This window comes from Sediminibacterium sp., from assembly GCF_019264485.1.
Lineage (GTDB): Bacteria > Bacteroidota > Bacteroidia > Chitinophagales > Chitinophagaceae > Sediminibacterium.
The window spans coordinates 304,443-318,614 of sequence record NZ_JAHVAA010000014.1 but is presented as its reverse complement, the minus strand read 5'-3'; the positions used below and the strand labels follow the sequence as shown (position 1 = coordinate 318,614).

Below are 14,172 nucleotides of genomic sequence, written 5' to 3'. Positions count from 1 at the left end.
TGCTTCTTGTCTTTTCTTCTGTTAGCTTTGTCCCATGACATTTGATCAGCAACTACAGCTACTCGTTCAATCTGCTTTACTGGAAGATATTGGTAATGGTGATCATTCTACACTCAGTTGTATTCCGGCAGATAAAAAAGGCAAAGCTGTTCTCAAAATAAAACAAGATGGAATATTGGCCGGTATGGTCATTGCAGAAAAGATATTCCGTATACAGGATCCGCAGGTGGTATTTGTACCATATAAGCAAGACGGGGAGCCGATGCATGAAGGTGAAAATGCCTTTGAAGTAACTACATCCATCCATACCATATTATCCTGCGAGCGACTTGTACTGAACTGCATGCAGCGAATGAGTGGAATTGCCACCCTCACAAAAAAATACACCGACCTGCTGAAAGGCTACCATACACAACTACTCGATACACGTAAAACAACACCCAATTTCAGGCTACTCGAAAAAGAAGCGGTACGGATTGGCGGCGGCATTAATCACCGATTTGGATTATATGATATGATTATGCTGAAAGATAACCATATTGATTATGCAGGTGGAATAGCGCAATCGATTGAGAAAGCACATGCTTACCTGCAAAAGAATGCATTATCATTAAAAATAGAAGTAGAAACAAGGTCGCTGGATGATGTAAAGACCGTTTGTATGATGGGACAAGGGAAAGTGTTTCGTATTATGCTGGATAATTTTTCTCCCCAACAGGTTGCAGAAGCGGTAGGTATTATTGACGGGCAGTTTGAAACAGAAGCCAGTGGGGGAATTAACCTGAATACCATTCAATCATATGCAGCCACTGGCGTGGATTTTGTAAGCGTGGGTGGACTCATACACCAGGCGCAAAGCCTTGACCTGAGCCTGAAAGCAGTGATAACTGATTAATCCTTTTATTGGATTTTTTCCTTCTTTCCTTTATCTTGCTGATCACGCTGTAGCCCCGGCGCTTTTCCTGGTATGATAAAATATATTCTTACAGGTTGTATCCTGTTATTCTTTCATGCTGCAATTGCGCAAACAGTAAAAGCAGATTCGCTGATCCGTTCACTTGGGTCAATGACAAAAGATACCCAGTATGTTCGTTTCCTCAACCTCATTGCAGAAGAATTAGCTGATAAAAATGCCGATCGTTCACTTGAATTTGCCAAACAGGGTTTTGATCTTTCCTTAGAACTGAAATTTACCCGGGGGAAAGGAATTTCACTGAACAATATGGGCTGGGCTTATTACAGGAAAGGCGATTATTCAAAGGGATTTGATTTTGCATTACAGGCATTGCGTATCAACGACTCCATAGCCAATCTGCCACAGTTGGCCATATCATATAGGAATGTAGGAGCTATTTATAATTCGCAGGCCAAGTACAGAGAGTCGATGGAATATTTCCGTAAAGAAATGCGCATTCATGAACAATTGAATGATCAGCATGGTATTGGCCGCAGCTTAAATAATATTGCTTTTTCTGCCCATCGCGGAAAGTTCAGGGATTCGGCACTCATATATAGTCATGCTGCACTGGAGCACAATTCTAAATTAGGCGATAAGTACAAGATTGCATTTTGTTTGCGTACCCTCGGAGATATTTATATGGAAGATGGTGCTACAGACAAGGCCATCGATTATTTTTCAGCATCGGTAGCAGCAGCCCGTACAGCGAATAGCAATTTTATTATTGAAACAGCTTTGTACAGACTGGGTAAAGCCTATCAACAAAAAAAACAATGGAAAACATCTATCACATATTTTGAAGAGGCGGTAAAAGTAGCGAAAGAGCTGGGAGCCAAGGGAGAGCAATCAACCATTTATAAATTATTGGCGCAATCATATGCCGCTCTCGGCGATTTTAAAAATGCGTTTCGTACACAGTCCGCCCATGTTACACTAAATGATACTTTATTTGAAGAGCGAAGTAGAGCCCGCTTTGCACAAATGCAGGTGGCATTTGAAACAGAGAAAAAGCAAGCTGAGATTAACCTGTTAAAGAAAGAAGATGAAATTCAAAAGGAGAAGATCAGGGATCAACGTAATTACACTTTCTTCCTGCTGATAGGAGTAGGTCTTGTAATGGCACTCTGGCTTGTAGCCTGGAGAAGAAACCAGTTTAAGCAACTCGTGAATAAACAGCTTCGCTTACAAAAGCAAGCATTGGAACAGGCTTCTTTTCAGAAAGATAAAATATTCTCTATCCTCTCACATGATCTTCGCACACCTATTTCTTCTTTAAGTGCGGTGCTGCAGTTGGTAGAGCAACAAAGTTTATCAGAAGAAGCATTTGCCAGAATAAGGTCTGCATTGGGTAAACAGATCAGCTCATTGAATACCACCCTCGATAACCTGCTCTTATGGTCGAAAAATCAGATGGGCGGTGTTACAGATGTACACCCAACAGATGCAGCTGTATACGATATTGTAGAAAATAATCGCCACCTTTTAACAGGAGCGGCCAGTCAGAAAAAAATTGCCATCATTAATGAAGTCCCCATAAATGCAAAACTGTATGCAGATATACATCATTTGGATATCGTAATACGCAACCTGCTGCTCAATGCATTAAAATTTACAGATGAAGGTGGAGAAGTTACGATACGGTATACTGATGACCAAGGGAATGCTACAATTTCCGTATCAGATTCAGGTGTGGGTATGACAGCAGAGCAACTGGATAAACTATTCAAAATCAATACCCATTTTACCACTCCTGGAACACGTAATGAAAAAGGTGCCGGACTTGGTTTACTGTTGTGTAAAGAATTTGTAGAAGCCAATCAGGGTTCAGTTGCTGTTACCAGTGAACCGGGAAATGGGTCAGTGTTTTCCGTTACTTTGCCAAAAGAAAAAAATGGCTAAAAAAAATACTTCCGATAAAAATGGTTTTGTTTTCAGCACCGACCCCAATTTCAGGTTTGAGGCGGAGGAAAATAAAATAAGAGATACATTGGCTCCTGCTCAACAAACACTCCGTATTCTGCTCGACAAAAAACAACGTGCCGGGAAAGCTGTTACACTGGTAACCGGTTTTATTGGAAAAGAAGAAGACCTCGAGCAATTGGGAAAACAGCTCAAAAACTTTTGCGGTACCGGTGGATCAGTCAAAGATGGTGAAGCCCTTGTTCAGGGCGATCAGCGCGATAAAGTGCTGCAATGGCTGTTGAAAAATGGGTATGCAAAAAGCAGGAAGCTGTAAAACAGCAGAACAGAGAAACAGAGGAATGTTCAATGACCAAATAAAGAAATTTCCTTACTTAAAAATTCCTGTGTTCTTCTGTTCCTCTGTTTCTCTGTTCTTCTGTTTCTCTGTTCTTCTGTTCACTACCTTTCCGTTTCAAACCCTACTTTCCTGTGCGTACCATCACAATACGGTTTGTTGGCTGATTGTCCGCAGCGGCAAAGAGCGGTAGTGCCTTGTTTGGTTTCTTTACTGCCATCGCCATGGGTAATTGTACAATCGGTGGTAATAAGTATGGGGCCGTTTTTTTTGATCTCGATATTTAAAATGCTGGCAGCTTCTGCCTGTATGTCTTTTTGCTCTGTACTTTCTCCTTCAGCATTAAGAAAATAACTTAATGCACCGCTCGGACATTTTCTCACCTGTTCAATAATGGCCTCAGTGGTAGCTGCTTCCATGGCGATCCATGGTTTTCTGGCCGGGTCAAAAACCTCGCGTAACTGTGTCCAGCAAATACGGCTGTGAATACAGGTGTCTGGTTTCCAGACTACCGTTACTTCATTATTGGTGTATTTGAAAGTTGATTTTGGCATGGGGCAGGAGAATGAATTGATGAGTAAGTTATGAAGAATTCAAAATTCAAAATTCAAAATTCAAAAAAATGAATCACTAAGTAAGATAATGTATATGCTTTGTTTGAAAGGCTTACAGGAGATTTTTTTTGGATTTTTAATTTTGAATTATTCAATAATCAATCTCAAGTTTCAACCGGTCTCTTAATTCTTTAACCAGCGGATATTGTTCGGCGATGCGTTCAAATTTTTGTTTACTGTTGAGTCGCATATGAACGGGCACTTCTTCTTTTTCAGTGGTTTCTACCAGGATATTGAATACAATGGCCCTGTTATTAAATGCAGTTTGTATAAAATCAATCAGCATCATTCTCTCCTGTTCCACAAATTTCTGGGCTGTTAATGCCGGAACACTTACGGTAAAATGAATATCGTCTTCAATCTGTAACTGTGCCATTTTAAATGTACCTGCCGATGAATGTTTTTGTTGCTGTTCCAGTTTTACGGCATATTCATTCCAGCATTGTGTGAGTTTCTCCATGTTCAGCACTTCAGCTTCTTTTACTTCTTCAATGGCATACTGATCGCCTACTTTTTCACGCAGTGCATCCAGCAAACTTTTCTTTGGGCCATTGCCGGTTGCTGGCATAACCGGTTTATTGGTATTGGTGCCGGCTGGTACGGGTTTAGGTGGGGCTGTTGTTGAAGCAGGTGCGGACACCACTGTTTTTTTCTCTTCAATATATAACCTGGGAGAAGTTGATTCAGGTGCCGCTTTTACCTGCATAGATGGAATGGGCCTTGTTCGGAAAGCTACCGGACCATCAAGTCGTTTTTTTTTAACAACCTGTCCATTTTCCATGGAAAGTTCAATGGCCTGTTGCAGGAAATTGAGTTTGATAATGGTGAGTTCTACATGCAGGCGTTTGTTGCGAGCCATTTTGAACTGTATCTCTGCTTCATTCAAAATATTAAGGGCACTCACCAGGTACGACATACCAATTGATGAAGCGGTTTGTACATATTTTTCCTGTAAGCCTTCCACCACATCTAATAAAGTGGCAGACTTCGGGTCCTTACAAACCAGGAGGTTACGGATGAATTCTGCAAAACCATTGATGACCAAATCGCCTTCAAAACCTTTTCGGTTGATTTCATCAAATAATAACATGGCACCAGCCATATCCTGTTGTTGTAAGGAAGACAGCAACCTGAAATAATAATCTTCATCCAGGATATTGAGGTGTTCTAATGTATTTTGATATGTTACTGTACCATTGGTAAAACTTACAATCTTATCGAGTATGCTCAATGAATCGCGCATACAACCTTCGCTCTTCTGCGCTATTACCTGAAGGGCGGCTTTTTCTGCTTTTATAGATTCTTTCTCAACAATTTCCTGCAGGTGTTCTACCGTATCGTTATTGGTGATGCGTTTGAAATCGAAAATCTGGCATCGACTCAGGATGGTAGGTAGTATTTTATGTTTTTCTGTGGTAGCTAAAATGAAAATGGCATAGGAAGGAGGTTCTTCCAGTGTTTTCAGGAAAGCATTAAAGGCACTGGCACTGAGCATGTGTACCTCATCTACAATATATACTTTGTATTTACCTGCCTGTGGTGCAAAACGCACCTGTTCTACGAGTGAACGGATGTCTTCAACAGAGTTATTGCTTGCCGCATCCAGCTCATGTATATTGAGCGATGTGCCGCTTTCAAATGAAACACAACTATTACAACTGTTACAGGCTTCGCCTTCGGCAGTTGGATTGGTACAATTAATTGTTTTAGCCAGTATACGTGCACAGGTTGTTTTGCCCACACCCCTTGGACCACAAAACAAAAAGGCATGCGCCAACTGGTTGTTTTTGATGGCATTTCTTAGTGTGGTTGTAATATGCGACTGCCCCACCACCGTATTAAAATTCTGTGGTCTATACTTACGCGCCGAAACAATGAATTTATTATCCATATCAGTGGTGCAATATAAGGAGAAGCTGGTAGCTTCTATCTGCTAGCTTTTAGCTTCTAGCGGAATGTGAAAAAATAGCTACTAGCTTCTAGCTGCTAGTGGAATGAGAAAAACACTTTCTTATAGCTAGCAGCTAGTGGCTAGAAGCTAGTAGCTTATTTATACTCCATCTCCGGATGCCTTTCAAACTCCTTGCTCCGATCGAACAAATAGCGGAAAGTAACCATGCGGCGACTTGGTACTCCGCCCAGGCTTTTGTATATATTCAGCATTTTGGGATTCCAGTCGCCGGCCCAGCCCATTTCATATTCATAATACCAGCCAGTATTCTGAATGAGCAAAGCACATTCATTGATCATAAAACTATCGATACCCAATGCCTGGTATTTTGGTACTACGCCAAAAGCCAAACCGGTGAGTCGCTTGCAGGCTCCTGTTTTTTTCATCCATAACAGGTGCAGCTTTTGCCAGAGCCCGAATTTGCCGTTAAAATGTTTGAAATACTGGTTGATATCGGGAATATTAATGAACATGGCGATGGGCTCTTCTTTGTAATAGGCAAACCATACGACCCTCTCATCCATAATGGGTTTCATGGTATTGAAGAGTTTGATCACCTGGTCTTGGGTAATCTCTTTATTCTCTCCATGTTGTGCCCAGGCAGCATTATACACAGTGGCAAAATCGCCTGCATATTTCTCCAGTTCCGATAATTTGGCATGTCTTGCTTCATAACCGGGTTTGGCTTTGAACTTGGCATGCCGCTCTGCGAAACGAGGAGGGAGCGGATCATCCACTTTCATGGAATAATAATACTGGTTATAATAATTCTGAAAGCCATAATTCACAAAAAGCTGTTCATAGTAATCGGGATTAAACGACATACCATACATGGGTTCTTTATCAAATCCTTCAACCATCAATCCCCACCATTTATCACGGTCGCCATAATTTATAGGTCCATCCATGGCTTCCATACCCTGTTCAATGAGCCATTGCCTGGCAGTATCAAATAAAAGATTGGCTGTAGCCTGGTCGTTGATGCAGTCAAAAAAACCAACACCGCCGGTTGCAAAATCGGTTCCTTTATTGATGTATTTGCTGCTGGTAAATGCAGCGATACGGCCAACAGGTTCTCCTTCATCCGTTTCTACGATCCAGCGTTTGGCAGTACCGTATTTGAACTGTTTATTCTTATCCGGATTGAATACATCGCTCACCTCATTATCTAACGGACGGATATAAGCAGGATTGTGACGGTTAAGCGAAGCACTCACTTCCAGAAAAGCCTTTACAGTAACATTATCATTAACCTCAATCAGGTGCATGGTTAAACGGTTTATACAAATGTAAGAAAGTCGGAAAGACCGAAAGTCGGAAAGTCCGAAAGACCGGGAGTCGGGAAGTTTGGGAGAAAGTTATTGGTGTTAGTGTCCTTCTTCCGGACTTTCCGACATCAGACTTCCGGACTCCTGACTAAACAACTTCATCGCCATCTTCTCATCATGTTTATAAATATCCTTTCTGAAATTCAGTTGTCCCTCCTGATTAACCCAGGCAGTGAAATAAACGATGAAAACAGGGATCGATTTTTTCAGTGGCACCCATTTTTCTTTTTTAAGATGCATGGCACTGTCTATTTTTTGAGTGGTCCAGTTACTGTCGCTTCTTAAAAGGTATTGCGCCAGTTTTTTGGGTTCGCCCACACGGATACAACCATGACTAAAACTTCTACTGCTCTGCGAAAAAAGATTTCGGTTAGGGGTGTCATGAAAATAGATGCTATAATTATTGGGAAAGAGAAATTTTACAAGTCCCAGTGAGTTGGCTGGCCCGGGCATTTGCCTGATGACGGGAACACTGGCTTGTTTTACAATTTCCATATTGTGTTTGGCGAGGTAATTGGGATTCTTTTTAATGCCAGGTAATATTTCACCCCGAACAATACTTTCCGGAACGTTCCAGTATGGACTGAAAACAATGTATTGTAAACGATCATTGAAAATAACGGTACTGTTGGCTGATGTACCAACAATGACATTGATATTGAATTGAAGTCTGCCACTATCATAAACATGCATCATAAATTCGGGGATGTTTACCAGGATATAGTTGGTGTCTTTTTCAGGTGGCATCCAGCGAAGTCGTTCGAGGTTAATGAGTATCTGGCGCAGGCGTTGTTTCATAGGAACGTTTAGTTCGGCGATCATTTTATTGCCGATGACGCCATCTACAGTAAGGCCCATTCTTTGCTGGTATTGTTTGGTGGCCAATACAAGAGCGGTATCAAAAAAAGGAGAGCCGTCGTTTTGGGTAAGATCACCCAATAATTCCAGGTGTTTTTTTATTGGTAAAATGATTTCTGACGAATCTCCTTTACGTAAAGATTTTTTTAAAGTAGGGATGGAATCAAAGCTGGTTTCTTTACTGAGGCGGCTATAGGTTTGTACAAATTGCTGTAAGCGTTTATACTGGCTATTCTGTGGTGCATATGCTTCTGCCGATTTATGCAGGATGGTGGAATCGAGTAAGGCATGCACATCTATTTTTTTTCGTGGAATAAACCAGCCAAGTTCTGCTGCATCAATATCGCTTCCTTTATATACTTTGGCTGCGTATTGGAAAAACTGACCGGTTAATAAAAGTTCTGTTTCCAATATCTGTGAATCTGCAATTTTTTTCTTTGGTGCAGTTGTCTGCATACCTTTTAGCAAAGAGTCGAGTACAGGGTTGTAAATACTACTGTCTGAAAAACTGGCAATATAGTTTTGTTGCAGGTTATTAAAGTTCAATGCCTGTTCAGCCAGTCCTGCAGAGTCAAACCATGCATAAGCATAATTCCTGTCCTTATAAAAATCGTTGAATTGCTGTGTGAAATTTTGATATTGACGGTGGTTAGATAAAAAAGCAGACAGCCTTGTGCTGTCCATGAACAGGTTGTTAAAAGATGTAACTGTGGTAATACTTGTATCGCGTATTACGGGTTTTCTGCTTTTGCCATTTTTGCAGGAAGAATATAGTAGTGCCAGGAATATAGAAGAAACGATCAGTGCTTTGCTCATGTGATGAATATACGAAAGAGGGGAATAAAAAATGCCACTGAGGGCACAGAAAAACACAGAAATATTTAGTGCTTTTCTGTGTCTTCAGTGGCATTCTAATTATATTGAAAGCAATGTAGCCCCCACAATACCCGCAGTCTCCGTTCTCAATCTGGTATTGCCAAGTGAAACGGGTTCAAAACCCTTATCAAGGGCCATTGTAATTTCCTGGGGTGTAAAATCGCCTTCCGGACCAATCAGCAGGAGTGAGTTGTTTTCTGTTTTAATACCAGCTAATGATGTCTTCTTATTTTCCTCGCAATGCGCTATCAGTTTTTGCGTTTGCGTAGCGTTATGAATGAGTGTACCAATCTTGACTGGTTCATGTAATGTTGGTAGCCAGCTCTGCTGACTTTGCAACATGGCTGCCACTAATATCTGCTGCATGCGATCGAAACGAAAACGTGTATGTTCAGTGCGGGTACAAATAAGTGGTATAATTTCGGTTATCCCTATTTCAGTTGCTTTCTCTAAAAACCATTCAAAACGACTGGCATTTTTCAAAAGCGAAATGGCAATACTGATTTGTTTTTCTGGTGCAGGAACAATGGTTTCTTTTTCAATAACAACGGTACAATGTCTTTTATCTTCCTGTGCAATACTTGCGGTGTACAAGCCGCCTTTTCCATTGGTAAGTTCAAGTGCTTCTCCCGATTTCATTCTCAATACCTGAATACAATGCTTGCTTGTTTCCTCACTCAACTGAAAATGTGTGGAAGTAAATGAAACAGATGGTTCAAAGAAGTAAGGTAAAGCCATAATTATTCAAACTACTTTCTTATTACTTATTTCCTATTCTCCAGGGGAGTCCTTTGGACCTTATTTCTTATTTAAAAGGGCGCGTCATTTTCTGCATCAAATCCTTCATCAAAATCGCCGCCATTCATTTTACTGCCTTTCTGGATAAAAAGTTTGCCCGCATCTCCTCCTGCTGCTGATCCGCCACCGGTAGGTACGGTGCCTGGTGCAACGGGTTTCCAGTTACCTCCGCCAAATCCACCACCATCAGCTTCCCATTCTTCAAATTTCTGGATCTCCAGTTTGGCACGCAGTTTTATGGTTTCAAGCGAACCATTACGGTGTTTGGCAATACGTATATGTGTTTCACCATGTGTGCTTTCTCCCATTTCATTGTTCATTACTTCGTAATATTCGGGGCGATAAATAAACATAACCATATCGGCATCCTGCTCAATGGCACCCGATTCGCGAAGATCACTCAACTGTGGCATCTTACTTTCCTTGCGTGTTTCAACGGCACGACTCAACTGGCTGAGTGCAATAATGGGAATACCCAGTTCTTTTGCCAGTGCTTTCAGGTTTCGGGAGATATTGCTGATTTCCTGTTCGCGGTTATTGTTACGGTCGCCGCTGCCACTCATCAGCTGCAGGTAGTCGATGATGATGATGCCTACATTGTGTTTGTTTACCAGACGACGTGCTTTGGCACGGAATTCGAAAATGTTCAGTGCTGCGGTATCATCAATATAAATAGGGGCCGTTTCCAGTTTTTTAATACCCTTGCTGTGTAATTGCTGGTACTCATAATCTTCCAGTTTACCACGGCTTATTTTCTCCATTTTAATTTCACTCTCGGCACTCAGGATACGTTGCACCAACTGTGCGGCGCTCATCTCCAGTGAGAAGAAACCAATAGGAATAGGTTTGGTAGGGTGTAAGGCAGCATTGCGCGCAAGGTTTAATGCAAATGCAGTTTTACCTACAGATGGACGTGCTGCAAGGATAATAAGATCGGTTGGCTGCCAGCCATAGGTAATCCGGTCGAGTGTAGGAAAACCACTGGGTACACCAGATATATCTTCTGTTTTGGTACGCAACTCATCAATACGGTTGATGGTTTTGGCGAGTACGTTTCCGATGTCTTCAAAATTCTTTTTCAGGTAATTGTTGGTGATGTTGAACATCTTTGTTTCACTGTCGTCCAGTAAATCAAATACATCGGTGCTGTCTTCATACGCATCCCCAATAATTTCACCGCTGATGCGTATCAGTTCGCGCTGAATAAATTTCTGTAACACAATACGGGCATGGGCATCAATATTGGCGGTAGATACAACGGCATTGGTAAGTTTGGTAACATAATAGGGGCCACCCACTACATCTAACTGCTCACGCATTTTCAATTCCTCCACTACTGTGAGGATATCGATGGGCATACTCTTCTGTTGTAAACCCTGCATGGCCCTGAAGATGAGCTGATGTGCTTCTACATAAAAACATTCCGGTTTAACAATCTCAGTAACGGTATCAAAGGCACTTTTCTCCAGCATAATGGCGCCCAGTACCGCTTCCTCCAGTTCTTTGGCTTGTGGCGGTACTTTGCCATATACCATGGTGCTGAGGTCTATTGCAGGTTTTCTTCTTTTGCGGTCTTTATTTAGGCTGGTCAGGTCCATCTTCGTAGCTATTCTTTTAGTTGGTTGTTAGTAAGAAACCTATCCGAATCCTTAGTGGCTGTTCCATGTTACGGAATTGTTACCTCGGCAGTTAGGGGGAGCGAATATGGCGTAGAATTTTTTCATCTTAAAATTTTTCTTTGCCATTTTTCATCCACAGCTATTCACAGTTCCACGCAGGTTATTCACTGCTCTATTCACACAAATTACAAAGCTTATCCCCCAAAATCAAAAGTTTTCCGCCTCCCGGCACAGGAAATACACAAATAGGTGTGTACAAAGAAATTTTAGAAAAAGGGGGTTGGGGAGGAAGAAAAAACGTAACTGGAAAAAGCTACTAGCAGCTAGCTTCTATCTGTCAGATGGATCTGTTTTTAGTATTTACGACCTTCGAAATAGAAGCAAGCTGCCGTTAAATAATGGCTTGGAGCTAGCAGCTAGCGGCTAGCAGCTCAAAGCCAACGGCTTTGCCGCTTATTATCCTTACTTTTACGCCCCGAAAAGAGCAACCGAATATGACCATTAGTTACAATTGGCTGAGTGAATATCTTCCCCGTACCATCGAACCAGAAGCTTTGTCAAAAATCCTGACCGCTATCGGTCTGGAAGTAGAAAGCCTGGAAGCGTATGAAAGCATTAAAGGTGGATTGAAAGGTCTGGTAATAGGAGAAGTACTTACCTGCGAGCAACACCCGAATGCCGATAAACTGAAAGTAACAACGGTAAACGTTGGCGGAGATACTGTGTTACAAGTGGTTTGCGGTGCTGCCAATGTAGCCGCCGGACAAAAAGTAGTGGTTGCAACAGTGGGTACTACTATTTATCCTGTAACCGGTGAACCCCTCACCATGAAAGTGGCCAAAATTCGCGGAGTGGAAAGCCATGGTATGATTTGCGCCGAAGATGAAATTGGAGTAGGTACAAGTCATGACGGGATTATGGTACTACCGGCCGATGCGAAACCCGGCCAGCCTGCTGCCGATTTCTTTTCACCTTATTCCGACTGGATCTATGAAATTGGTCTTACGCCAAACAGAATGGATGCGATGAGTCATCTGGGTGTGGCTAAAGATGTATGCGCTTATCTTACCCATCATGAAAAGGAAACAAAACCGGTTACACCATTTAGTAACGAGTTTAAAGTTGACAATAACAGCCTGCCCATCAGGGTTAAGGTGGAAAATACGGAAGCATGTCCGCGCTATGCGGGTGTTAGCATTAGCGGGGTAACTGTACAGGAGTCTCCTGCCTGGTTAAAAAACCGTTTGATGGCAATCGGACAAAGACCCATCAATAATATAGTAGACATTACCAATTATATTTTACATGAAACAGGTCAGCCACTTCATGCTTTTAACGCAGACGCTATTACAGGCGGAGAAGTAATTGTAAAGAATATGGCTGAGGGAACCAGTTTTATTACGCTCGATGAGAAGGAAAGAAAACTATCTGCAGAAGATCTCATGATTTGTAATACTGCAGACGGTATGTGTATTGCCGGCGTATTTGGTGGTACAAAAAGCGGCGTAAATACAACTACAAAAAATATTTTTCTGGAAAGTGCCTGGTTTCATCCTGTTTCCATTCGTAAAACATCTTTACGTCATGGATTAAGAACCGAAGCCGCTACCCGTTTTGAGAAAGGTGTGGATATTTCTAACTGTGTTCAGGTATTACAAAGAGCTGCATTATTGATTAAAGAAGTGGCCGGTGGTGTTATTTCAAGTGATGTGGTAGATGTATATCCGCAACCACAACCTAAAAAAGAAGTAGCTGTAAAATACCATTACATTAAAAAACTGAGTGGTAAAAATTATCACCCCGAAAATGTAAAACGTATCCTCAAAGCACTGGGTTTTGAAGTGACGAAAGAAGATATTGATGAACTTACTGTTGCAGTGCCTTATAGCAAACCCGATATAAGCATACCAGCGGATATTGTTGAAGAAATTATCAGGATTGATGGGCTGGATAATATTGAAATACCTACATCTATCACTATCAGCCCTGCAGTAGAGCAACTGGGGATGAAGGAAGCGTTGAAAGATAAGATAGCCGGATATTTGGTAGGATTGGGTTTTGTTGAAATTCTCACCAACTCCATCACCAACAGTAAATATTTTTCGGAAGAAGTATTGGGTGGAACAGTGAAAATGATCAATAACCTGAGTGCCGAACTGGATGTATTAAGACCTTCCATGCTCGAAACCGGTTTGGAAACCATTGCCTATAACCTGAACAGGAAAAACCAAAACCTGCAGTTGTTTGAATTTGGTAAAACCTATGCCACAACCGGCACAGGTGAGTATGCAGAAGCAGAACATTTATGCATCTACCTTACCGGTCAGGCACATGAAGCCGGCTGGAAAGAAAAACCTGATGCTTTTGATATTTATTATGGTAAAGGAATTGCCAAAGCAATAGTGCAACTGGCGGGCATATCATCAGTTCAGCTACAGCCATCAGTCGACAATTCGAATCTGCTTGTATTGTTTGCAGGTAAGATAGAGGTAGGCACAGTAACTGAAGTTGAGAAGAAAACTGCAACTGCTTTCGACATCAAACAAACAGTAGTTTTTGTTGATATTGATTATGCTGCTTTGGTAAAAGCAGTACGCAAACAAAAAATAGTTTACCAGGAAGTGAGTAAGTTTCCAGCGATGCAACGCGATCTTGCGATGGTGGTAAACAGTAACACTACTTATGCTGCTATTGAAACCGTTGTGCAGAAACTGAAATTATCACGCCTGCAGGATATGCGCTTGTTCGATGTATTTGAAAGCGATAAACTGGGAGCAGGAAAAAAATCGATGGCCATCAGTTTCACTTTTGTGGATGAAGAAAAAACGCTTACCGACAAAGAAGCAGATGCTATGATGGGTAAGCTGGTGCAGGGGTTGGAGAAAGAGCTTGGGGCGGAGATTAGGAAGTGAG

Annotated in this window: 10 protein-coding genes; 4 read left to right on the top strand and 6 right to left on the bottom strand. The window is 41.7% G+C overall.

What is annotated here, in order from left to right; translation table 11 throughout:
- Positions 1-34 precede the first annotated feature (34 nt).
- The 3 genes from nadC (at position 35) to KXJ59_RS12880 (ending at position 3,194) form a co-directional block, all read left to right on the top strand.
- Complete coding sequence (gene nadC, locus KXJ59_RS12890) at positions 35-895, top strand: carboxylating nicotinate-nucleotide diphosphorylase (protein ID WP_295205286.1); 861 nt, start codon at positions 35-37, stop codon at positions 893-895.
- Between the two features lie 72 nt (positions 896-967).
- Positions 968-2,857, top strand: a complete 1,890-nt coding sequence (locus KXJ59_RS12885) for a tetratricopeptide repeat protein (RefSeq protein WP_295205283.1) — start codon at positions 968-970, stop codon at positions 2,855-2,857.
- Positions 2,850-3,194, top strand: coding sequence for a translation initiation factor (locus KXJ59_RS12880; protein ID WP_295205281.1), 345 nt, complete (start codon positions 2,850-2,852; stop codon positions 3,192-3,194). The genes KXJ59_RS12885 and KXJ59_RS12880 overlap by 8 nt, the downstream gene beginning before the upstream one ends.
- 125 nt (positions 3,195-3,319) lie before the next feature.
- On the opposite strand, the gene KXJ59_RS12875 is transcribed toward KXJ59_RS12880, so the two are convergent.
- From KXJ59_RS12875 to dnaB, 6 genes are all read right to left on the bottom strand, one after another.
- Positions 3,320-3,769, bottom strand: coding sequence for a (4Fe-4S)-binding protein (locus tag KXJ59_RS12875; protein ID WP_295205278.1), 450 nt, complete (start codon positions 3,767-3,769; stop codon positions 3,320-3,322).
- A 151-nt stretch (positions 3,770-3,920) separates the two neighbouring features.
- Positions 3,921-5,720, bottom strand: coding sequence for a DNA polymerase III subunit gamma/tau (locus tag KXJ59_RS12870; protein WP_295205275.1), 1,800 nt, complete (start codon positions 5,718-5,720; stop codon positions 3,921-3,923).
- A gap of 155 nt (positions 5,721-5,875) precedes the next feature.
- The gene (locus KXJ59_RS12865) at positions 5,876-7,048 is read right to left on the bottom strand and encodes a hypothetical protein (protein ID WP_295205274.1); all 1,173 of its coding nucleotides are present in this window, start codon (positions 7,046-7,048) and stop codon (positions 5,876-5,878) included.
- A gap of 99 nt (positions 7,049-7,147) precedes the next feature.
- The gene (locus tag KXJ59_RS12860; RefSeq protein ID WP_295205271.1) at positions 7,148-8,782 is read right to left on the bottom strand and encodes a L,D-transpeptidase family protein; all 1,635 of its coding nucleotides are present in this window, start codon (positions 8,780-8,782) and stop codon (positions 7,148-7,150) included.
- Between the two features lie 99 nt (positions 8,783-8,881).
- Positions 8,882-9,580, bottom strand: coding sequence for an RsmE family RNA methyltransferase (locus KXJ59_RS12855; protein WP_295205268.1), 699 nt, complete (start codon positions 9,578-9,580; stop codon positions 8,882-8,884).
- 71 nt (positions 9,581-9,651) lie between these two features.
- Positions 9,652-11,238, bottom strand: a complete 1,587-nt coding sequence (gene dnaB / locus KXJ59_RS12850) for a replicative DNA helicase (protein ID WP_295205265.1) — start codon at positions 11,236-11,238, stop codon at positions 9,652-9,654.
- 515 nt (positions 11,239-11,753) lie between these two features.
- On the opposite strand from dnaB, the gene pheT reads away from it, so the two are divergent.
- Positions 11,754-14,171 carry a phenylalanine--tRNA ligase subunit beta gene (gene pheT, locus KXJ59_RS12845; RefSeq protein ID WP_295205262.1) on the top strand — a complete coding sequence of 806 codons (2,418 nt, stop codon included), beginning with the start codon at positions 11,754-11,756 and terminating at the stop codon, positions 14,169-14,171.
- Position 14,172: the final 1 nt, after the last annotated feature.

Coding starts and splice junctions, on each gene's coding strand:
- KXJ59_RS12885 (WP_295205283.1), top strand. CDS start 968: ATGATAAAATATATTCTTACAGGTTGTATCCTGTTATTCTTTCATGCT.
- dnaB (WP_295205265.1), bottom strand. CDS start 11,238: ATGGACCTGACCAGCCTAAATAAAGACCGCAAAAGAAGAAAACCTGCA.
- KXJ59_RS12855 (WP_295205268.1), bottom strand. CDS start 9,580: ATGGCTTTACCTTACTTCTTTGAACCATCTGTTTCATTTACTTCCACA.
- nadC (WP_295205286.1), top strand. CDS start 35: ATGACATTTGATCAGCAACTACAGCTACTCGTTCAATCTGCTTTACTG.
- KXJ59_RS12860 (WP_295205271.1), bottom strand. CDS start 8,782: ATGAGCAAAGCACTGATCGTTTCTTCTATATTCCTGGCACTACTATAT.
- KXJ59_RS12870 (WP_295205275.1), bottom strand. CDS start 5,720: ATGGATAATAAATTCATTGTTTCGGCGCGTAAGTATAGACCACAGAAT.
- KXJ59_RS12875 (WP_295205278.1), bottom strand. CDS start 3,769: ATGCCAAAATCAACTTTCAAATACACCAATAATGAAGTAACGGTAGTC.
- pheT (WP_295205262.1), top strand. CDS start 11,754: ATGACCATTAGTTACAATTGGCTGAGTGAATATCTTCCCCGTACCATC.
- KXJ59_RS12880 (WP_295205281.1), top strand. CDS start 2,850: ATGGCTAAAAAAAATACTTCCGATAAAAATGGTTTTGTTTTCAGCACC.
- KXJ59_RS12865 (WP_295205274.1), bottom strand. CDS start 7,048: ATGCACCTGATTGAGGTTAATGATAATGTTACTGTAAAGGCTTTTCTG.